This is a genomic window from Streptomyces hokutonensis, assembly GCF_042751305.1.
Lineage (GTDB): Bacteria > Actinomycetota > Actinomycetes > Streptomycetales > Streptomycetaceae > Streptomyces > Streptomyces hokutonensis_A.
In genome coordinates this window covers 1-21,145 of the sequence record NZ_JBHYWD010000011.1, presented here as the reverse complement: position 1 = coordinate 21,145, position 21,145 = coordinate 1, and the positions used below count along the sequence as shown (strand labels likewise).

Annotated in this window: 13 protein-coding genes; 7 read left to right on the top strand and 6 right to left on the bottom strand. The window is 70.7% G+C overall.

Annotated features, from left to right (window positions below; genetic code table 11):
- Positions 1 to 21 precede the first annotated feature (21 nt).
- From ACFXC1_RS27515 to ACFXC1_RS27505, 3 genes are all read left to right on the top strand, one after another.
- Positions 22 to 945, top strand: coding sequence for an alpha/beta hydrolase (locus ACFXC1_RS27515; protein ID WP_381247749.1), 924 nt, complete (start codon positions 22 to 24; stop codon positions 943 to 945).
- A gap of 122 nt (positions 946 to 1,067) precedes the next feature.
- Positions 1,068 to 2,321, top strand: coding sequence for a PucR family transcriptional regulator (locus ACFXC1_RS27510; protein WP_381246977.1), 1,254 nt, complete (start codon positions 1,068 to 1,070; stop codon positions 2,319 to 2,321).
- Between the two features lie 95 nt (positions 2,322 to 2,416).
- Positions 2,417 to 3,058 (top strand): cutinase family protein, encoded by a 642-nt coding sequence (locus tag ACFXC1_RS27505; protein ID WP_381246974.1) that lies wholly within the window; start codon positions 2,417 to 2,419, stop codon positions 3,056 to 3,058.
- A 69-nt stretch (positions 3,059 to 3,127) separates the two neighbouring features.
- On the opposite strand, the gene ACFXC1_RS27500 is transcribed toward ACFXC1_RS27505, so the two are convergent.
- From ACFXC1_RS27500 to ACFXC1_RS27485, 4 genes are all read right to left on the bottom strand, one after another.
- Entirely contained in the window at positions 3,128 to 4,849 is a 1,722-nt protein-coding gene (locus ACFXC1_RS27500) for a hypothetical protein (protein ID WP_381246971.1), read from the bottom strand.
- Positions 4,850 to 4,955: 106 nt separating this feature from the next.
- Positions 4,956 to 5,390, bottom strand: coding sequence for an OsmC family protein (locus tag ACFXC1_RS27495; protein WP_381246968.1), 435 nt, complete (start codon positions 5,388 to 5,390; stop codon positions 4,956 to 4,958).
- Positions 5,391 to 5,471: 81 nt separating this feature from the next.
- Positions 5,472 to 7,397, bottom strand: a complete 1,926-nt coding sequence (locus ACFXC1_RS27490; protein WP_381246965.1) for a trypsin-like serine peptidase — start codon at positions 7,395 to 7,397, stop codon at positions 5,472 to 5,474.
- Between the two features lie 123 nt (positions 7,398 to 7,520).
- Entirely contained in the window at positions 7,521 to 9,209 is a 1,689-nt protein-coding gene (locus ACFXC1_RS27485) for a peroxidase family protein (protein ID WP_381246962.1), read from the bottom strand.
- A 321-nt stretch (positions 9,210 to 9,530) separates the two neighbouring features.
- Between ACFXC1_RS27485 and ACFXC1_RS27480 the strand changes: the two genes are divergently transcribed.
- Complete coding sequence (locus ACFXC1_RS27480) at positions 9,531 to 12,362, top strand: AAA family ATPase (protein WP_381246960.1); 2,832 nt, start codon at positions 9,531 to 9,533, stop codon at positions 12,360 to 12,362.
- Between the two features lie 24 nt (positions 12,363 to 12,386).
- On the opposite strand, the gene ACFXC1_RS27475 is transcribed toward ACFXC1_RS27480, so the two are convergent.
- On the bottom strand, positions 12,387 to 14,207 hold the full coding sequence (locus ACFXC1_RS27475; RefSeq protein ID WP_381246958.1) for an N-acetylmuramoyl-L-alanine amidase: 1,821 nt from the start codon (positions 14,205 to 14,207) through the stop codon (positions 12,387 to 12,389).
- Positions 14,208 to 14,492: 285 nt separating this feature from the next.
- Between ACFXC1_RS27475 and ACFXC1_RS27470 the strand changes: the two genes are divergently transcribed.
- Both ACFXC1_RS27470 and ACFXC1_RS27465 read left to right on the top strand, forming a co-directional pair.
- Positions 14,493 to 15,149 carry a DUF2975 domain-containing protein gene (locus ACFXC1_RS27470; protein WP_381246955.1) on the top strand — a complete coding sequence of 219 codons (657 nt, stop codon included), beginning with the start codon at positions 14,493 to 14,495 and terminating at the stop codon, positions 15,147 to 15,149.
- Complete coding sequence (locus ACFXC1_RS27465; protein ID WP_381246952.1) at positions 15,149 to 15,397, top strand: helix-turn-helix domain-containing protein; 249 nt, start codon at positions 15,149 to 15,151, stop codon at positions 15,395 to 15,397. The genes ACFXC1_RS27470 and ACFXC1_RS27465 overlap by 1 nt, the downstream gene beginning before the upstream one ends.
- Before the next feature lie 350 nt (positions 15,398 to 15,747).
- On the opposite strand, the gene ACFXC1_RS27460 is transcribed toward ACFXC1_RS27465, so the two are convergent.
- Positions 15,748 to 16,158 (bottom strand): hypothetical protein, encoded by a 411-nt coding sequence (locus ACFXC1_RS27460; RefSeq protein WP_381246949.1) that lies wholly within the window; start codon positions 16,156 to 16,158, stop codon positions 15,748 to 15,750.
- Positions 16,159 to 16,729: 571 nt separating this feature from the next.
- Between ACFXC1_RS27460 and ACFXC1_RS27455 the strand changes: the two genes are divergently transcribed.
- Entirely contained in the window at positions 16,730 to 21,001 is a 4,272-nt protein-coding gene (locus ACFXC1_RS27455; RefSeq protein WP_381246947.1) for a discoidin domain-containing protein, read from the top strand.
- Positions 21,002 to 21,145 lie beyond the last annotated feature (144 nt).

The window sequence follows — 21,145 nt, the reverse complement described above, 5'->3', positions numbered from 1 at the left end:
CCCCAGCGGCTTCCCGGCGGGATGTCCCGTCGTGCCGCCACGCGGGTCGCCGCGGCCACCGGGCTCGCCGTTCTGTTCGGGGCCACGGGCGGCGTGGGCCGTGCCCGGGCCGCGACGCAGGTCTCGGCGCGTACCTTCGACGTGTCCGTGTCCTCGGCCGCGCTGGGCCGCAGTGCGCCGGTGCGGCTGATTCTGCCGTCGGACTTCGCGGCGCAGCCCGGTCGGACGTATCCCGTGCTGTATCTGCTGCACGGGGCGCACGACGACTACACGTCCTGGACCCGGGAGACGGAGATCGAGGCCTTCACCGAGGGGCGCGATCTCATCGTCGCGATGCCGGACGCGGGGCCGACCGGCATCCCCAGCGTCTGGCGTGAGGGGCCCGACTACGAGACCTTCCAACTCCTGGAGGTTCCGGCGCTGTTGGCCCGCGACTACCGGGCGTCCGGTGTGCGGGCGATCGCCGGGGTGTCCACCGGCGGCTACGGCGCGATGGCGCACGCGGCCCGTCACCCGGGGGCGTTCACCGCCGCCGCGTCCTACAGCGGGATCCTCGACACCACGGCGCCCGGAGTGCCCTCCCTGGTGGACGCCATCGTGGCTCGGGAGAGCCTGGCGCCGCGCACACTGTGGGGCAACCCCCTCCTGGACGGGCTGACTTGGCGGGCCTTCAATCCGCGGGCCCGGGCCGGCGGGCTGCGCGGGACACCGCTGTACGTGTCCAACGGCAGTGGTTTGGCCGGGGGTTCGGGCGACTGGCTGCCCGAGGCGCTGGAGAGTCTGCTGTGGCCGTCCGCGCACAGTTTCACCGGTGTTCTCGCGCTGCTCGGGATTCCGGTCACCACCCACTTCTATCCGGGCGGAGGGCACAGCTGGGCCTACTGGAAAGGGGAGTTCGCCGCCTCGTGGCCGATGCTCGCCGCCGCGCTGGGGCTACCGGAGTGATGTCGGTGCAGCCGGGGCACGGAACGGAGCGCAGGGGACGGCCGTCCAACGCAGGACGTCCCCCTCGTCCCACGGGCAACAGTCCGTGGGCGAGCCGCCTCCGGGGGAAAGGAGTGTCCGTCGTGGCCGTCCCCACCCCGCGCGGAGTGCCCGCCGATCCCGCCACCGCCTCGATGCCGCCCGAGCTGGCCGAGCTGCTGCGCGCCCAACTGCCGCGTGTGGCCGACGAGGTGGAGGAGGAGGTCCGCAGACAGGTGCCCGAGTACGGGCTGCCGTCCGGTGCCATCTACCGCGAGAATCTCCGGGCCGGTGTGGTGCAGGCGCTCACCCTGTTCATCGACCACATCGCGGACCCGCGCGACCAGCGGTCCACGATGGCCACGACGTACTACGAGATCGGGCGCGGTGTGGCGCTGGACGGCCGCAGCCTGGACGCGGTGCAGTCCGCGTTGCGGGTAGGCGGGCTGCACGCCTGGCGGCTGATGGGGCGGACGGCGGAGGAACTCGGCCTGGACTCGCAAGTCGTGGCCACACTCGGCGAGTTGGCGTTCCGGACCGTGCACGAGGTCGCCGAGGCGGCGGCCGCGGGTTACGCGGACGCGCGGTCGCACAGCGCGGACGAGCTGGAGCGGCGGCGCGGACGGCTGCTCGATCTGCTGCTGGGCGACGGGCCGGTGTCCCAGGAGGAGGTGCAGGACCTGGCGCACGGCGCGCGGTGGCGGGTGCCTCCGCGGGTCGCCGTCATCGCGCTGGCGGGACCCGCGGACCCGCGCGCGGAGGACCGGCCGCCGGCGATTCCCGGCGCGCTGGCCGACATGGAGTCACGGCCGCCGCGTGTACTGGTACCGGACCCGGAGGGCTACGGCCGGTTCGGCGGGCGGTCGTTCGTGCTCGGCCTGGGCGGCCGTCCGGCGGCGATCGGTCCCACGGTCCCCGTGTCGGAGGCCGCGCGGTCGCTGCACTGGGCCACGCGGGCGCTGGGGCTGATGGGGCGCGGGGTGCTGCCCCGGCAGGGCGTGGTGCTGTGCGCCGACCATCTGTCGACGCTGCTGCTGCACAGCGACGAGCCGCTGCTCGCGCAGTTGGAGACCCGGGCCCTGGCACCGCTCGACGCGGCTTCCGAGGGCCAACGCGCCCGGCTGGCCGAGACCTTGCTCGCCTGGCTGCTCAGCGGCAGCAACGTCCCCGACGTCGCCGCCCGCCTGCACATCCACCCGCAGACGGTCCGCTACCGCCTGCGCCAGCTGGAGAAACTCTTCGGCGAGTCCCTGCACGACCCGGGCACCCGCCTTGACCTGATTCTCGCGCTGCGTTCGGCGGCGTCGCGGGAGAACGAGCGCGACTCACGCCCCGACAAAAACAGGGACGGTTTCTGAATTCCCGTCCATAACACCCGGTGAAACAACGCGAATACCTTCGAGGTGTCCTTTCCACAGGCGCGTCAAACGCGCCCCACCCTCAAAGGATTCTCATGCGTATTCGCTTGTGCCTGGCCGCGCTCTCGCTGCTCGGCGGAGCCGGTCTCGCCACTCTCACCGCGCCCACGGCGTCGGCGGCCACCTGTGCGAACCTCGACGTCGTGGCCGCTCGGGGCACCTTCGAGCCGGGGACTCTCGGTCTGATCGTCGGCGATCCGGTATTCTCCGCACTCCAGCAGAAAATCACCGGAAAGACCCTCTCCAGCTATGCGGTGAACTATCCGGCCGACCTTTCCCTGACATCCGCCGCGACAGGGAATCTCGATGTGGTGAACCACCTCGACGCGCAGGCTGCGACCTGTCCGAATCAGCGTTTCATTCTCGTCGGCTATTCGCAGGGCGCGAATGTCGTCGACAACTCCCTGGGGATCAGCAGCGACGGCGCGGTGGTCGGCAGTCCGATCGTGGCGACGATCCCGGCGGCGGTCGAACCCAAGGTCGCCGCGGTGCTGCTGTTCGGCAACCCGATCCGCGCCCTCGGCAAGAGCGTCACCGGCACCTACCAGAGCCGCACCATCGACTTCTGCGCCAACGGTGACCCCATCTGCCAGAACGGCGGGACGGACATCCTGGCCCACCTCGGCTACACCTCCGACGCCGGTGCGGCGGCGACGTTCGCGGCCGGCAAGGTCTGAGCCGTAACAGCACTGCGGGGCCCGGGAGTTGATCCTCCCGGGCCCCTGTCGGTCTCCTCGGGTGTCGGTCTACTTGGGTGACGCGGCGAATCCGGCGAGGCTACTGGAGACGACTTCCGGCCGGCCGTTGTTCTGCACGGGTGCCGCCGTCAGAACGTCCAAGTGCTGGTATCCGGGGGCGATCACCGGGTGCAGGTCGACCGGTATGCGGCCCGCGAGGAGCCCGTCGCCCGCGAGCACGGTGAGCGTCGGGTTTGCCGTCAACCCGCCCGGATGGACGACGAGTTGCTTCACCTGCGGGGAGGTGGCCAGCTCGATGTCGGTGACCAGCTTGGTCGGGAAGTACTGCTCGGTGAAGTCCAGCGGCTGCTCCCCCATGCTGCGGGCCAGTTCGTGGATGTCGGTGACCTCCTTGGAGGCGTTGGTGAAGGGGGTGCCGTCGGCCGACCGGTACCCGGGGTCGTCGGCGGCGCCGACCCGGTCGTAGTTCCGCCAGGTGTAGAGCGGTCCGTGCGGCTGCGCCGGAATCGCCTTGTACTCGACGCCGAACAGCTGCGACTGGCCCGAACTCCCGTTGGCGGCCTGGAAGTTCTTGTCGGTGAGCGGTCCGCCGTCGAAGAGGCCGACGCTGCTCTGCAGGAACGCCAGCGGTTCGGAGTTGTCGTCCATGAGCGCGCCGAGCACGGCGTCGTTGGTGAGCCGGAAGTCCTTCACGGCGGGTGAGCCGGCGAGGAAGGTCGCGGTGTCCTTGGAGAACAGGAACCGGTTCGTGGCCTCGATGTTGACGTTGGAGGGCAGATTGGCCGGCAGGTCCGACGCGCCGTCCGGTTCACGTACGGCGCCCAGGCCCGCGATGGCGAGCAAGGTCATGGTCTCGGGGTTGAGCAGCACCGGCGCGGACAGCGAGCGGGACAGCAGCCCGCTGTCGAGGCCCGCCTGTACGACGGCGTAACCAAGCCCGATGTCGGGCAGGTTGGTGTCGTCGGGGATGCTGCCGCTCAGGTCCGCGAGCGAGGTGGAGATCGTGGTGTCGAGGGCGAAGTAGCCGGCGCACTGGTTCTGTCCGGCGTCGGCCAGGGTGGCGGGGTTCCCGTCGAAGTCGGCCGCCGCGAAGTACCCGGTGATCACCCCGCCGAGCGAGTGCCCGCCGCACAGCACCTTGCTCCTGCGCACTCCCTGGTCGGGCAACTCGGCGACGAGCAGGTCGTATTCGTCCCGTACGGTCTGCTCGATGCCGAGTTTCGCCATCCAGCCGAGTTGGTCGTTGCCGGCGAACCCGGCGAAGGTCCGGCCGTCGACGGCCTTGCCGCGGTAGTAGTAGTCGACGGCCGTGTGCTGGTCGCCGGAGGCGATACCGGTGGGATCCTCAAGGCAGTTGGAGCGCCGGTCCAGGGCCCAGAACTCGAAGTGCCGTCCCCGTGCGGCGGCTTGGGCGACCGTGTTACGGGCGACGCTGTCGAAGGCTCCGGCTCCTTCCAGGATGCCGGGCTGGGCCACGAGGATCCGATCGGCGTCCGCCGACGCGCGCGGGCCGTCGGCGGAGCGGTAGCGCAGATACGACAGCCAGTCGCACGCCGCCGGGCGGGCGCCGAACGACTGCGGTAACGGCACTTTCACCCGCACCACCGACTCGATCACACCGTCGGCGGGGTGCGTCGACGCGACCGGGGTCTCGGTGCGGGCGCTCTCTCCCTGGGCCTGTGGGGCGGCCACGGTGAGCGCGCCGGCGGTCAACAGCACCGCCAGCGCGCCACCGCGCCACGAACTTCCTCTGCTGCGACTCGTCTTCATGGCCGGACCGTAGGGCTCTCGCGCCCCACGGATCAGACAGTGCTCACAAGAACGCAGCCCCCGGCGAACCCCTTGTCACCGGCCCGCAGGGAAGAGGCCGACGAGGTCAGGCGTCCTTGATCGTCACGGTGACGGGTGTACCGGTCTCCACCGTGCGGCTGACCGTGCACAGCCGGTCGTGGGAGACGGCGACCGCCCGGGGCAGGATCGCGCGGGCCCGGTCGCCGGCCTCGCCCTCCGGGAAGGTCACCGAGAAGGTGACCGCGAGGTCGGTCATCCGGTTGCCGAGGTCGTCGCTGACCTTGTTGCCGGTCACGGTGACGGTGAAGCCGTCCGGCTCCGCGTGCCGGGTCGTGGCCACGTCGACGTCGGCCGCGGTGCAGCCCCCGATCGCGGCGAGCAGCAGCTCGACGGGGGTGAACTCGGTGCCGCCACCGTTCGCGGTGCCGAACTCGACGGTGCCGCCACGGGCGTTGGTGGCGGTGAACCGGCCGGGGCCGGTGCGGTCGACGGTGACGAGGCGCTGCGGGTTATCGCTCATGGTGGGGATCTTTCCAGAGAGACCCACCGGATGCTCCGCCGCGCGCCGCCGACCCCCGGCGCCGGGCCACGGGCCTACGGGCTACGGGCGGGCGGCGCGGCCGATCTCGGCTGCGACGCGGGCGTGGGACAGGTATTGCGTGATGTCGTGTGCCCGATCCTTCGGGTTGGGGCAGAGCACGTCGCGAACCTGTGACCAGGTGTCGCCGAGCGGACAGCCGATGGCGACGGCGTCCGCCGCCGCCCACGCGTTGAGCCACCCGTCCACCTGCCCGGGCCGGACCGGACCCCGGACCAGCAGCCGCTTGTACACGGCGTCGAGTCCGAGCGGGCTGCCGGCCGTCACCAGCAGGGGCATCGAGATCCCCGCGGGCAGCCTGGTGAACAGGTCGAGCGCGACAACGGTACCGAGGCTGTGGCTGACCAGCACGAACTCGCCGTCGTCGGGCAGCCCGGCCAGTACCGCGTCCAGTACGGCGTCGCGTACCGCCTTGTCGCCGAGGTAGGCGGCGACGTCGTGGAACACCGTCGCGATCACGACGTCGTCGAGCCCGCTGCGCGCCGCGAGCCAGGACAACGGCCGTTGCAGTGCGGCGACCGCCCCGCCCAGCAGACTCGACTCTTGCGCGGTCTCGGACGCCCGCTCCGACGCGGGCATCCCGGCGGCCTCGGCGGCCTCGGCGAGCAGCGCGGTGTACACCGCGCGGGCACCGGAGTCGGCGGGTACGTACGCCTCGGCCGTGGTCGTCGCCGTACCGGGAGCGACGCTCTCGCGGCCGGCGCTCGCCGCGGCCAGTGCGTCGCCGTAGAAGGGGAACCAGACATCGGCGGAGTTCAGCGGTGCGAGGCCCGATGCCGCCAGGCCGGTGGCCAGGGCGCGGCACCATCCGGTGCGCAGTTCGGCGGGGTTGTGGCCCTGCTGGCCGCGGCCGTGCAGGAACACCACGCGCCGGCCGGTGCCGGTCCGCCCGGTGACGCCGCGCCGCTCCTGGGCCTGCTCGCCCCCGGTCGCCCCGATGAGGCGCTCCTCAGTGGGCACCGCCTCGCTCGGCACCGCCTGTGGGCCCAACTCGGCGAGCAGCGCCTTCTGTTCGGGCGGTGGCTCGGCCGCGGCGAGGTGCCGCAGGATGGCGCTGACCCGGGCCCCTTCGTTGGCGATCCAGCCCGCGCCGTCGGGGTCGGGTACACCGGCGTGGTGCAGCGCGACGACCTCCCATTGGTCGTTGAACACGGGTGAGCCCGAGTTTCCGGGCAGGGTGTCCGTGCGGTAGTGCAGGAACTGCGGCAATTGGTTGAGGAGTTCGTTGGCGCGGACCGCGATCTCCTTGGGCCGTGCGTCCGGGTGGCCGACGACGTTCACCGGCTCGCCGATGACGATCTTTCCCTGGTTCGCGATCAGCCTCAGCCAGCCGTGCACCGCGCCCGGGCGCCGCCCGGCCGAGCCCACCTTGACCGCGACGAGTGTGTAGTCGAGTGCGGGGTCCGTGGCGAACAGCTCGTCCGGGGCGAGGTCGTAGGAGTCGACCGGTTTGGCCGTGCCGTCGACATCCGATTCGAGGTCGAACTCCGCGAAGGATCCGGTCGCGGTCGCCGCGTCGGGGAGGACATGGTTGTTGGTGAGCAGGAGGCGCTCCCCCACGAGGAACCCGGTGCCGAACCCGGCCCGCCGGCCGTCCACGACGATGGAGATACGCGCGACCGCACGGGCCGCGCGCTCCCCGCGGGCAAGGAAGTTCACGCTCTGCAGCTCACTCGCGGCGCCGAGGATCCGTTCGAACACGACGGCGGGACGCACCGGCCCCGTGCCGGACGGCAGAGGCGCCAGGGCCCCCGGGTCGACTTCCCCCTCCCTCACCAGCCGCTCCGCGCGGGCGCGCAGCTGCTCCTCGCTGTCCGCGACGAAGGGCGTGCCGGTCTCCACCTGCCGTCGCCGGATGTCCTCGCGCTGGTCCACCGTGTCCCGGTAGCGCTCCGCCATGTTCCGCTGCTGCTGTTGTCGTAGGTCCATGCGCGCATGCTCCGGGGAGCGGGACGTAGGGCGCTTCGGGGAACTCCCTACGGAGCACGCACGCGCCCCCGCCGAGGCAGATCGGCGGGGGCGTGACGGGCGCGGCCCAAGGGTGTCGTCGGGTCAGAGGACGCCGGCGAACCGGAGGAAGTCCGCGATCGAGCGCACCGGTCGGCCGTTCGGGAGCAGGACGCCCTGCGCCGGGCTCCAGCTCGTCCGGTTGACGTACGAACCGGGGTCGTTGCGGAGCTGGCCGATGATCGTCTCGGCGACGATGCGGCTGCCGACCTCGCCGAGCCGGCGGCCCAGCTCCCTCACCTCGGCCTCCTTCAGGATGTAGAACCACAGCGGGGTCCTGTCGAACAGGCCGGCCGCGTCCAGCGCCTCCTTCACCGCGTCACTGCTGTCCTGTTCGAGTTCCGCGCGGCTGAGGGGTGTGACGCCGAGTGCCTGGGCCACCGCCTGGCCGGTGGGGGCGGCGAGGCGGTAGCCGCGCAGGAGGTTGCGTTGGGCGAGGTGCTTGAGCAGCTTCCTGATCCGTTCCGCCAGGCTCGGGTCGTTGCCCTCGTTGGGCAGATCGGCGAGCGGAGGCGCGAGCCTGGTGTCGATGAGCCGCGCGAAGCGGTTGGCGAACGGGCTGTTCTTGTCGACCATCCGGTCCCACTCCGCCGGCCAGTTCGACGGGAGCGTCGCCAGCGGGCCGACGAAACCGCCCCTCCCGGTGAACTGGAAGAGCTGGTCCAGGGTGGAAAAGGCGGCCCTGTCGCCCGGGCGGCCGAAGTTGCGGTTCCAGTCGTAGGCGCCGCGCACCATGCTGTGGCCGAAGCGGAAGGCCGCCACCGAGAACTCGATCGGCATGTACGTGCCGCGACGGTCCAGGGCGAGCAGATTGCCCTCCGCGGTGTCCACGAGGTCGACGACGTCGGGGCGCGCCACGGTGTGCAGATAGTCGTGCACGCACAACCACTGGTACGTCCACCGGGTGAGGTCCCTGGCCCGGCGGAAGATCTCGGCGTCCGACTCGAACTCGGGCTCGTTGTCGCGCACCCAGTCGACCGCCGCGTTGTGGAACCGTAGGAACGCCACATGGAGTTGGGCCACCACGAGGTTCTCGTCGTTGCGTGTGTCGCCGACGAGCGGGGTGCGGTCGGCCTTGCGCGGCAAGTCCCGCTGTGTGTCGTCGACCGGGGGGATCAGCGCGCCCACAGTGACGGGAACCGGCGAGAGCAGGCCCAGCCGGAGCTTGATCCCGTCGTAGGGAACGGCGTCCTTGCCCGGCACCGGTGGCGCGAACGGCCCGTCGCCGTAGACCGAGTCGAGGTTCAGAGCCGGGATGCGCAGGTTCGCCAGCTTCTCGATCACCTCGTCCGGCGGTACGGGCGGCAGGGGATCGTCGGTGATGTTGATCACCAGGTCGCGGTCGGTCGCGGCCGTCAGATCGTGGTCGACGAACTGGCCCCAGTAGGTGTAGATCGGCGGAATCGGCGAGTTGAGGTCCGGGTCGCGCACCTCGGCCGGCGTCTCCACGATCGCGGAGCCCAGCGCGAGCAGTGCTTTGACGACCTTCGCGACGTCGTCGTTCGGCAGGTGGTTGTCCGGGAACTTCTTCGCGAGGTCGGGGAACACATAGTCGAAGGCGGTGGTACCCACGTGCGCGGCGGCGTCGGTGGTCTCCTGGACCACCGAGCTGCGCGTGCTCAGGCTCTCCTGCGTCTGGGCGGTCTTCTCCGCCTCGTCCGCGCTGTCGAGAATCGCGTGCCCGCCGTGCGTGAGGTTCGTGATCACCCGCGGGAACTGTCCCTGCTCAGCCATCCCGTGCCCCTTTCCGGTCTAGGAACACGCGAGCATTGCCGACCTCCCGCACCGCGGCTTCGGGAAACTCCCTGCCTCCGCCCGGGAGACGCACTCCCGCGGCGTTGACCAGCACAACTGTCGGGCTGCCTACGCCAGTTGCCGCACCGTCGGCGCCGGATGCGCCCAGCAGGTCCTACGCGCCCTGGGCCCACCACCCGGACACCACCGTACGGAGGCCGTCGTAGGACCGTCCCGACCCCTCACGCCGATCACCCTCCCGGGGGCACCCTGGGGACATGACGGAACGCCGCGACGGAGCGGCAGGTATTCGGGGGCGTCATGGAAGAACCAGCGATGGCCGGTGTGCCGACGGGCCGAGCGGGACGCGATCCGGTCCGCGTGGCGTCCGTCCCGGAACCGGATGCTCTCGTCGGGAGGCGTGCCGAAGAGGATCTGGTGAACGCTCTGGTGGACGCGCTGCCGCAGCGGGGAGGCGCCCTGCTGCTGAGCGGTGAACCGGGGATCGGCAAGACCATGGTGCTGCGCCACGCGGCGGCCCGCGGCCAGGGCGCCCGGGTGCTGTGGGCCCGCGGAGTGGAGTCGGAGGCCGTGCTGCCGTACGCGGTGATCGCCGATGTGCTGCTGCCGCTCCGCGATCACTTCGGCGAACTGCCGTCCGCCCAGCGGAGGGCCGTCGAGGGCTGTCTCGCGCTCACGGACGTGGCCGAGTCGAACCCGTACGCGGTGTGCGCGGGGGCACTCGGCGTGCTGGCCGCGGCCGGGGAGGCGTGGCCGCTGCTGGTTCTCGTCGACGACGTGCACTGGGCCGATCCCTCCTCGCGCCAGGTCCTGCAGTTCGTGGCCCGACGGCTGGCCACGGAGCGGGTGGCCCTGGTCATGGCGGCGCGCGGTGGGCGGGAGGAGGACGGGATCCGGGAGAGCGTGCCGCACAGCACGCTGAGGCCGCTGACGGACGACGAGTGCTGGACGCTGTTGCGGCGGCAGTCCCTCGACCGTGCGGATCGGGCGGCGGACCGGATCGTACGGCTGGCGCACGGCAATCCACTCGTCCTGGTGGAGTACGCGGCGGCGCTCGCCCGGACCCGTGCGTGCGGGGCCGAGCCGTGGGACGACTCCTGGGAGGCGCCCGGGCCGCTGGTGGAGCGCGCGTGGCGCGGAATGCTGCGCATGCTGCCGCCGCGCAGTCGGGAGGCGCTGGTGTACGTCGCCGCCGGCCGGACCCCGCAATGGCCCCTGCTGCAACGGGCGTTGGCGTCGGAGGGACTCACGACCGCCGATCTGGACGCGGCCGAGGTGGCCGGGCTGGTGCGGATGCGGGACGGTGTCTGCGAGCTTCGGCATCCCGTGCTGCGGCCGGTGGTCCTTGGACAGTGCGCCATGGTCCGGCGGCTGGAGGTCTACCGGCGGCTGGCCGCCCTGAGTTCGGGCGAACTGCAGACCTGGTACCTGGCCGCCGCCGCTCCCGGTCCGGACGAGTCGGTCGCCGCGCGCCTGGTGTCCGACGCCCGGCAGGCGCGGCAGCGCGGGGCGTTGGCGGCCGCCGCGCCCGGCTGGCGCCGGGCCGCCGAGCTGTCACCGGACCCCGCGGACGCGGCCCGCCGGCTGTTCGAGGCCGCCCACGACGCCTTCTACGGCGGTACGGCGCGCGACGCGGCCGAGTGGTGCGAACAGGCTCTGGCACACAGCCGGGACCCGTTGCTCACGGCGGACATCGAGTTCCTGCGCGGCCAGGCCTGTACCTGGCTCGGAGATCCGGGCCGCGCGCACCAGTTGCTGGTCGGCGCGGCCCGGACGGTGGAGTCGGTGGACCGCCCTCGTGCCTCCCAGTTGTACGGGGCCGCGGTGGTGCCCGCGACGATGGACGGGCGGATCCGGGACGCGTGTGACATCGCCGCGCGCTGCGAGGAGTTGGCGGACGGCACCCGAGGCATCCGGCGTCGGCAGGCGCGTGTCATGCGCGCCCGGGCTCAGGTGCTGGGCGGCGACGTGCGCGAAGGCCGTACGACCCTGCTGGCGTTGCTGGAGGAGACGCGCGGCCAAAGCGGCCCCGAGGAACGCCAGGTGACGATGGAGATCGCGCAGGGCCTGTCCTGGACCGACGAGGGAGACCTCGCCCGCGGCGTGCTGGACACGGTCATCGAGGGGATGCGCCGGGACCACTCCCCCGCCCTGCTGCCGTACGCGCTGCTGGCGCGGGGCCAGGTGGAGATGTGGTCGCGCTGGCCGATGGCACGCGCGGACGCCGCCGAGGCGCTGCGCTGGGCGGAGGAGTTCGGGCATCTGGCGATGACGGGCTACGCGTTGGTGCAGCTCGCGCGGTTGGACGCCCTGCGGGGCGACTTCGCGGACTGCCGGGAGCGGGTGGCCCAGTACGAGCGCTGGTGCGGCGGTCGGCTGCGGGGCCTGGCCCTGTTCGCACGCGGTGCGCTCGGCACGTCCGCGCTCGCCGCCGGTGATCCGGAGGCGGCGCGTGCGCACCTGGAGGCGGCGTTCGCTCTCGCGGACGAGATGGGACTGGTCAATCCCTGCCTCATGCCGTGGGTGGCCGATCTCGCCGAGGCCTGTCTGCGCACGGGGGCGAGGGAGGGGGCCGTCGCCGTCGCGGACTGGCTGCGGGAGCGGGACACGGCGACCGGTCTGGCGTGGCCGGCGGCCGCGCACGCCCGGTGCCGGGTGATGCTCGCCCGGTCCGCCGAGGAGGCCGCCGACTGGCTGGGCGTCGCGGAACGCGTCCACGGTGGCAGGGAGATGGCCTTCGAGGCGGCTCGGACACGGCTCGTCGCAGGTGAGACGCTGCGCCGGTTCAGGCGGCCTTCCGCGGCACGGGAGCCGCTGCTGCTCGCGCAGCGGACGTTCACCGCGCTGGGCGCCGTGCCGTGGGCGGTCCGGGCCGACGCGGAGGTCGCGGCGGCCGGGCACCGCTCCGCCGTCCATGGGAACGAACCGCCCGCGGTGGCACTGCTCACCCCGCAGGAGCTCCAGGTGGCGCGTGCCATAGGTGAGGGCCTCAGCAATGTGGAGGCCGCCGCGTCGCTCTTCCTGTCCCGCAAGACGATCGAGGCGCATCTCACCCGCGTCTACCGCAAGTTGGGTGTCCGTTCCCGTTCGGACCTGGCCCGCTGCCTGGCTCATGCCGGGGTCACCGGGTAGCGGGCCGGGTTCGCACCGGTCGGTTCAGGACACCTGCGAGGCGTCGACCAGGACGACGCGGTGGTTGTACTGGATGGTGTAGTACTGGGCCGCGCCGGTGACGTAGGTGTCGCCCGAGACGAAGAAGTCGTCGGCGCTGACCGGCGGTTGGGTGGCCACGTAGGCCTGGCCCGCCGGGAAGGTGTAGAGGGTCAGGGGCTTCTGCGTGGACGGGGAGAGGCCCGACGGGTACTCCGACGCCTGCGGGTAGCCGGAGCCGTAGAGGGTCGCGGCCTGGTCGCCGGAGTGGACGACGACGGCGTCCGGCGCGGCGCAGGTGTTGGCGCCGCCGGGGTTGTAGAACCACACCTTCGCTCCGCTGAACCAGATGGCGGTCCAGTCGCCGTCGACGTCGGCGACCACGAACTGCTGGCCGGCCGCGACGGTGCTGCCCCAGTCGTGGATGGAGTCGGTGCCGGAGCTCGCGCCGGGGTGGATGGCCTGGTCGGCGAACAGGGGCGCGTCCGCGCCGGCGGCGGTGCGCACGGGAAGGAAGTTGGAGGGCGCGGTGGTCTCGGTGCACTCGGTGGTGGCGCCCGTGGGATCGTCGGCCGGGCAGACCTGGACGGTCTGCCCGTTGGTCGCGAACTCCGGGCTGATGGTGACCGCCGAGCCGACCGTCGGGACGTGCCGGGCGGCGCTGTGCGCGCGGGCCGTCTGCGCCGGGGCGACCATGTTCATGAAGGCCGTCCAGTCCCAGTAGGGGCCCGGGTCCCAGTGCATGCCCGCGAGGTAACTGTCCCGCGGGCCGGGCACGTTGTCGTGACCGATGATGTGCTCGCGGTCGAGCGGGATGTCGAACCTCGCGGCGAGGTACCTCACCAGATCGGCCGTCGCCTGGTACTGCGTCTGCGTGTACCAGGTGGCGCCGTGCGCCGCGTAGCCCTCGTGCTCGATGCCGATCGAGTGCATGTTGAACCAGTAGTTGCCGGCGTGGAACGCGATGTTCTTCGTGGGCGTCATCTGCGTCACGGCCCCGTCCGAGGCCCGCATGACGTAGTGCGCCGAGTCTCCGGAACCGGCTGTCTGGAAGGTCTGTATCGCGGCGTCGTAGGACGACTCGGTGTCGTGCAGGACGATGTACTTGATCTGCACCCCGTCGCCGGGCCGGCCCGCCACCTGCCCGTTGGAGGCGGCCGCGGCGAGGAACGTGCAGTCCACCGTGGGCGGGCACTCGGTGTCGGTGTCCGTCACGGCGGCCTTCAGCTTCAGTTCGGACAGCTGCTGCGTCTCGGGGTGGACCGCGCGCTGGGCCGCGAGCCGGACGTGCTGTCCGTCGACGGTGGTGCGCGAGGCGCCCGTCGTCACGGTCTTGAAGACGCGGTCGGCGAAGAGCTGCGCGGCCTTCTTGTCCGACGACCGGCTGTACTCGGCCACCGCTCCGTACCAGTCGGCCGGGTCGGCGGATCCCTTCCCCGTCAACTCCTTCTGGTACGAGGCCAGTAGCGCGGCGCCCGCTCGGATGTTCGCTGCGTCGTCGGTGCGCAGCCTCGCTTCCGGGATGCCGGTGAGTTCGGCCGCCGCGTCGAGGGTGTGCAGGGCCGGGTCCGCCGTCAGCTCGGCGAGGTCACCACGGCCGGCCGCGCCCGCCGCGCCTCCGGAGACCATCTTGGCGGTGACGTCCGTCAGGTTCATCGGACCGTATCCGCCCGAGGTGTTGTACTGCCCGTCGTGGTCGTCCCACTGCGACTCCTGGTACGACACGGCCAGGAGCACGGGCAGCGGTACGCCGGACTCCTTGGCCGCGTCGGCGAAGGAGGACTGCCGGTCGGCGATGGTGGAGGTGGGCTGGGCGGCCTGTGCCATGGACGGCAGAACGGCGAAACAGCCTGCGGCCACGATACCGCCGGCCAGAATCCCGGCCAGCGACTTCCGGGGGGATCTTGAACGCGAGGATTCCTGCAACGGTCTTCCCTTGTACGTAGTGCCCTGATGCAGACGTACGGGGCGACGCCTGCCCGAACCACCCCGCGGAACTCTCCGGCCCTACCGCAGGGGAGGTTCCGCAACTGGTGTCTGGTGGAGCGTAGTTGACGGATGCTGTATCGTTTTTCGATAACATCGAAAAACGATAAGTGGGGGCGGTCCACCATGACCGAAGAGTCGACCGGAGCCAAGAGCGGCAGCACCGGAAGCCCGCTGGAACCCATGGCCGGCGTGGTCACCGCGCTCTGTGCGCTGGTCGCGGTGTTCCTGGTGCTGAAGACGTTCGCCTCGGTCGGGATCGGGGGCGCCTTCGGATGGGGCGACGGTTCGGTCTGCGCCACCGACCCCTCCACTCAGGTCGGCGGCGAGGACTGGTTGAGCCGGACCATGAAGCCCGGGCCGGGCATCGAGGTCCTGTTCACGCCCCGGTACTGCGACAACTCCCCGAGCGGTGGCGCACGCCTGCTGAGCACGCTGACCGAACTGCCGTCCTCCGCCCTCTACATCGGCGCCCTGTTCCTGCTGTACTGGGTGATCCGCGCCGCCCGCCAGGACGGCCCCTACACCGTCCGCACCGCCGGCCGCCTGCGCCTCCTCGGCTGGTACCTGGCCGTCGGCAGCGTCGTCTGCCACATCACCGAGAGCGTCGCGGGAGCCGCCCTGCTCAACTTCCTGCGCGCGGCCGACCACCGGCCTCTGCTCTACGACGTCGACCACGGCGTCCCGTACTTCGCCCTGCTCACCGGCATCGGGCTGCTCTCCCTGGCCCGGATCATGCGCGTCGGCACGGCGATGCGCGAAGACCTCGAAGGCGTCATCTGATGTCCCCCGCCGAAGCCGACCCGCACGCCATCGAGGTCCACCTCGACCGGATCCTCGAGGAACGGGGCATGACCCTTGCCGAACTGGCCGCCCAAGTGGGCGTCACCAACGTCAACCTGTCCATCCTCAAGAACGGCCGCGCGAAGGCCATCCGCTTCAGCACCCTGACCCGCATCTGCGAGGTCCTGGACTGCCAGCCCGGCGACCTCCTCACCCACCGCCCGCAGCACGGGACTTCGGGACGGTGATCAGCGGGCGCGTGCGGTTTCCCTCGACACCGGACGAGGCGTCACCGCGGGGCGCGAACATGCCACACGCGGGCAGTCGGCGTCATGGGTCTGCCGGAACGTGTCGAGCACATGAGTGACACCGCTGGGAGGAACTCCTCACCGAGGCCCGGGCCGCCGGGCAGGTGATCGAGTCGGCGGTGTCCGGCGACGCGGAGAGCGCGTCCACCAGCTATCGGCCGGCGGTGCACCGCCTCGTACGGAGGCGCTGACGAATGCCCGCAGCGCCCTGGGCACCGGCAACTGCGTCCAGGCCGCCCCGTTGGCCCGCGACGCGGGGCTGGGCGACCGGGGCGGAGCCGTTCGCCGCGTCAGGAGGACGTCGCCGCGTACAGCCCCTTCTCCCGCAGCAACTGAACGAAAGCGGCCGTCTGTCGGTCGTCCAGAGCTGTGACCGGCAACCCCATGGCCAGCTGCGGGGACACGCGCAGCACCCAGAAGTCGCCGACCCGCGAGACGCTCCGAAACGTCGTCCAGGTCCGGGAGGTGGCCCGGTCGGGCCCCTCGGCGCGGTACTCCGAGTCCGTCATGGTGACGGTGACCCCGCGCTCCGCCCGCAGATAGGGCGCCAGTTGACGCCGAACGGAACGCTCACGCAGCAGGAAGAACCCCCCCCCGAACAGCACCAGCATCACCCCGGGCCCGGCAGTGCCGGACACTCCGGCGAGCCCGGCGACGATCGCGGCGGCGCCGGCCGCCACCAGCCCGATGGTGACGGCCACCCGTTGGATGTACCCGCGTCGGGAACACGCCCGATAGGAGCGAAGCACCGTGGCCGGTGTGCTGACGAAGGTGGTTGTTATCGGTGTCCCGGCCACACTGGCTCCCGTTTCGCACGTCAGGCGAGAAGTTCGCAATAGGTGACCAATGCTGCCACGCTCGGCGCCCACAACGCAGAATCACGCAAGAACTTGCTCTTCTTGCGTTTACTTGCGGTCTCGGAGCGCAAGCCCCACAAGCATCTTCGAGTGTCGGGACGAGCCATATACGCCCGCCAAGCCTGCCTCGGCGCGCGCCATTTGACGGCCTCATCGGCCCGGAAGTGACGCACGCGCCGCCACCACTCTTGAGTCATGGGTGCTTCTGGTGAAAATTGTGCCGCTCAGGCTGTAGACCCATCTACGCAGCTCTGCAATATTTCGATGAAACAACGCAAAATCCTGCCCCATGATCCTCGCGCAGAGAAGCAGAGCACCACACCGATCGTCCCGCACCTTTCTGCACCACTCCGTCAGGAATGAGCCGCCCTCGCCGCCCCACCGGCGCGCGAGCCTCCGCAGGAAGCGACCCCGCATGACTCGACACAAGCAGAGATCCCCCGGGCGGCGCGCAGCCACCGCCGCACTCGCCGCCACCGTCATGGTCCTGGGCCTGCCCGCCGTCGCCGCGCACGCGGCCGGCGGCCCCAACGCCGCAGCGGACGCCAGGACTTCGGCCGGCAGCACTCGTGGAAAGCACACCGCCGCGAACATCACCGACGGCGACCTCGACACCTACTGGCAGGCCGGGAAGAAGTCGGCCCAGTGGGTGCAGACCGACCTCGGCAAGAGCAAGCGCGTCCGCCAGGTCGTGCTGCGGCTGCCGGAGGGCTGGGGGACCCGCAAGCAGACGTTCGCGCTCCAGGGCAGCGCCGACGGCAAGAGCTTCGCCACCCTCAAGTCGTCGGCGCAGTACGTCTTCGGCCCTGCCAACGACAACACGGTGAAAGTCTCCATCCCCGCGACCCTCGCCCGGTACGTACGCGCCGACTTCAGCGCCAACTCGGTCGCCGACACAGCCCAGTTGAGCGAGATGCAGGTCCTCACGACCGCCGCCTCGACCCCCAACCTCGCCCAGGGCAAGCCCTTCAGCGAGAGCGGGCACGCCGATGTCTACGGTGCCGCCAACGCCGGTGACGGCAACCGCGCCACCTACTGGGAGAGCACCAACAACGCCTTCCCGCAGTGGCTCCAGGTCGACCTGGGCTCGTCGGTGAAGATCAACCAGGTGACGCTGCGGCTGCCCAGCGGCTGGCCGAGCCGGAGCCAGACCTTCAAGATCCAGGGTTCGACCGACAACTCGAACTTCACCGACCTGACGGCCTCGAAGGCGTACACCTTCGACAGTTCCAACGACCAGTCGACGACGATCAGTTTCGACACGACCACCACCCGCTATGTGCGCGCGCTGTTCACCGCCAACACGGGCTGGCCCGCCGGGCAGGCGTCCGAGCTGGAGGTCTACGGGCCGGTCACCGGCGACACCCAGGCGCCCACCGCCCCGACGAACCTCGCGTACACCGAACCGGCCACCGGGCAGATCAAGTTGACCTGGAGCGCGGCGACCGACGACACGGCCGTGACGGGCTACGACGTCTACGCCAACGGGCAGTTGAGGGCGAGCGTCGCCGGGAACGTGCTGACCTACACCGACACGCAGTCCGCCGCCACCGACGTCACGTACTTCGTGCGGGCCAAGGACGCGGCGGGCAACGTCTCCGCGAACAGCAACAGCGTGACCCGCAAGGGGTCGAGCGGTGACACCCAGGCCCCGACCGCGCCCGGCAACCTCGCCTACACCCAGTCGGGCAGCGATGTGAAGCTGACCTGGCAGGCGTCGAGCGACAACGTGCAGGTGACCGGCTACGACGTCTACGCCAACGACCAGTTGCTCAAGTCCCTTGCCGGTGACGTGACTTCGTACACCGACACCCCGTCGGCGACGGCCACGGTCACCTACTACGTGAAGGCCAAGGATGCCGCCGGGAACGTGTCGGTGGCGAGCAACAGCGTCACCCGGGCGGGCAACGACGCGGGCTCCGATCTCGCGCGGGGCAAGCCCATCGAGGCCTCCTCGTACACGTTCACCTATGTCGCCGCGAACGCCAACGACGGCCAGACAGCGACCTATTGGGAGAGCGGGGGCGGCGCCTACCCGGCAACCCTCACCACCAGGCTGGGTGCCAACGCCGACCTGAGTCAGGTCGTCGTCAAGCTCAACCCGGACGCCGCATGGTCCACGCGCACGCAGAACATCCAGGTGCTCGGCCGCGACCAGGACGCGACCGCGTTCACGAGTCTCGTCGCGGCGAAGGACTACACGTTCAACCCGGCCACCGGCAACACGGTGACCATCCCGGTCTCCGGCGCGGCGGCCGACATCCAGCTCAAGTTCGCCTCCAACACGGGCGCCCCGGGCGGGCAGGTCGCCGAGTTCCAGGTGATCGGTACCCCGGCCGCGAACCCGGACCTGAAGGTCACCGGCATCACCAACTCGCCTGCGGCGCCTGTGGAGTCGGACGCGATCAGCCTCTCCGCGACCGTCACCAACAGCGGCAGCAAGGCGTCCAAGGCCACCGACCTGAACTTCACGCTCGGCGGCACGAAGGTCGCCACGGCCGACGTCCCGGTCCTCGCGGCCGGCGCGTCGGCGACGGTGACCGCGAGCATCGGCGCCCAGGACGCGGGCAGTTACCCGCTCGGCGCCGCGGTGGACCCGTCGAACAAGGTCATCGAGCAGAACGAGGGGAACAACACCTTCACCCGCTCCGACGCCCTCGTCGTCAAGCCGGTCTCCAGCTCCGACCTGGTCGCCGCACCGGTGGCCTGGACCCCGTCCAGCCCGTCCGCGGGCGACAACGTCGCGTTCAGCGTGGCGATCAAGAACCAGGGCACGACCGACTCGGCCTCCGGCGCCCACGGCGTGACACTCACGGTCCAGGACGCGAACGGCGCCACCGTGAAGACACTCACCGGCTCCTACAACGGCACCATCGCCTCCGGCCGGACCACCGCACCGATCAGTCTCGGCTCGTGGACGGCCGTCAACGGCAAGTACACCGTCAAGACGGTCATCGCCGACGACGCCAACGAAGTGCCGGTCAAGCGGACCAACAACACCACCACACAACCCCTGTTCGTCGGCCGCGGCGCCGACATGCCGTACGACATGTACGAGGCCGAGGACGGCACGGTCGGCGGTGGCGCCACGGTCGTCGGCCCGAACCGGACCATCGGCGACATCGCGGGCGAGGCGAGCGCCCGCAAGGCGGTGACCCTCAACTCCACCGGCCAGTACGTCGAGTGGACCACCCGAGCGGCCACCAACACCCTGGTCACCCGCTTCTCCGTCCCGGACGGCACGAACACGACGCTCGACGTCTATGTGGACGGCCAGTTCCTCAAGGCGATCGACCTGACCTCCAAGTACGCCTGGCTGTACGGCAGCGAGACCGCCCCCGGCAACTCGCCCAGCGCCGGAACCCAGCGCCACATCTACGACGAGGCGAACCTGCTGCTCGGCAAGACCGTGCCCGCGGGCTCCAAGATCCGCCTCCAGAAGGACGCGGCCAACTCCTCCACCTACGCGATCGACTTCATCAACCTCGAACAGGCCACGGCGATCCCGAACCCCGACCCGGCCGCCTACACGGTCCCGGCCGGCTTCTCGCAGCAGGACGTGCAGAACGCGCTCGACAAGGTCCGCATGGACACCACGGGCAAACTCGTCGGCGTCTATCTGCCGGCCGGCGACTACGAGACCTCCAGCAAGTTCCAGGTCTACGGCAAGGCGGTCAAGGTCGTCGGAGCGGGCCCGTGGTTCACCCGCTTCCGCGCCCCCTCCTCGCAGGAGAACACCGACATCGGCTTCCGCGCCGAGTCCACGGCCAACGGCTCGACGTTCTCCGGCTTCGCCTACTTCGGCAACTACACGTCCCGAATAGACGGCCCGGGCAAGGTGTTCGACTTCTCCAACGTCTCCAACATCACCATCGACAACATCTGGGCCGAGCACATGGTGTGCCTCTACTGGGGCGCCAACACCGACAACATGACCATCTCCAACTCCCGCATCCGGGACACGTTCGCCGACGGCATCAACATGACGAACGGCTCCACGGACAACCACGTCGTCAACAACGACGCCCGCGCCACGGGCGACGACAGCTTCGCCCTCTTCTCGGCGATCGACGCGGGAGGGGCCGACGAGAAGGACAACCTCTACGAGAACCTGACGTCGACGCTCACCTGGCGTGCGGCCGGTATCGCCGTCTACGGCGGCTACAACAACACCTTCCGCAACATCCGGGTCGCCGACACCCTGGTCTACTCCGGCATCACGATCTCCTCGCTGGACTTCGGCTACCCGATGAACGGCTTCGGGACCGATCCGACGACGATCGAGAACGTCTCCCTGGACAGAACGGGCGGCCACTTCTGGGGCTCACAGGTCTTCCCCGCCATCTGGGCGTTCTCGGCATCGAAGGTCTTCCAGGGCATCCGGGTCAACGACGTCGACATCGACAACTCCACCTACGGAGGAGTGATGTTCCAGACCAACTACGTAGGCGGACAACCGCAGTTCCCCGTCAAGGACACGATCTTCACCGACATCTCCATCACCAACTCCAAGAAGAGCGGAGACGCGTTCGACGCCAAGTCCGGGTGGGGCATCTGGGCCAACGAGCTGCCCGAACCCGGTCAGGGACCGGCCGTCGGTTCGGCCACCTTCGTCAACCTGCGGATGAGCGGCAACGCCCAGGACATCCGCAACACCACGTCCACCTTCACGATCAACGTCCAGTAGCTCCGACCACCACCCCATGACGCGGGGGGGGCCCGCCCGCAACAGAGGGGCCCCCCGCCCCCGTGGGGCGGGGGGGGCCCACCCCCGCCCCCCCCCCACACACACCGGAGTGGGGCGCGGAGGGTGGAGTGCGCGCCCCCGCGC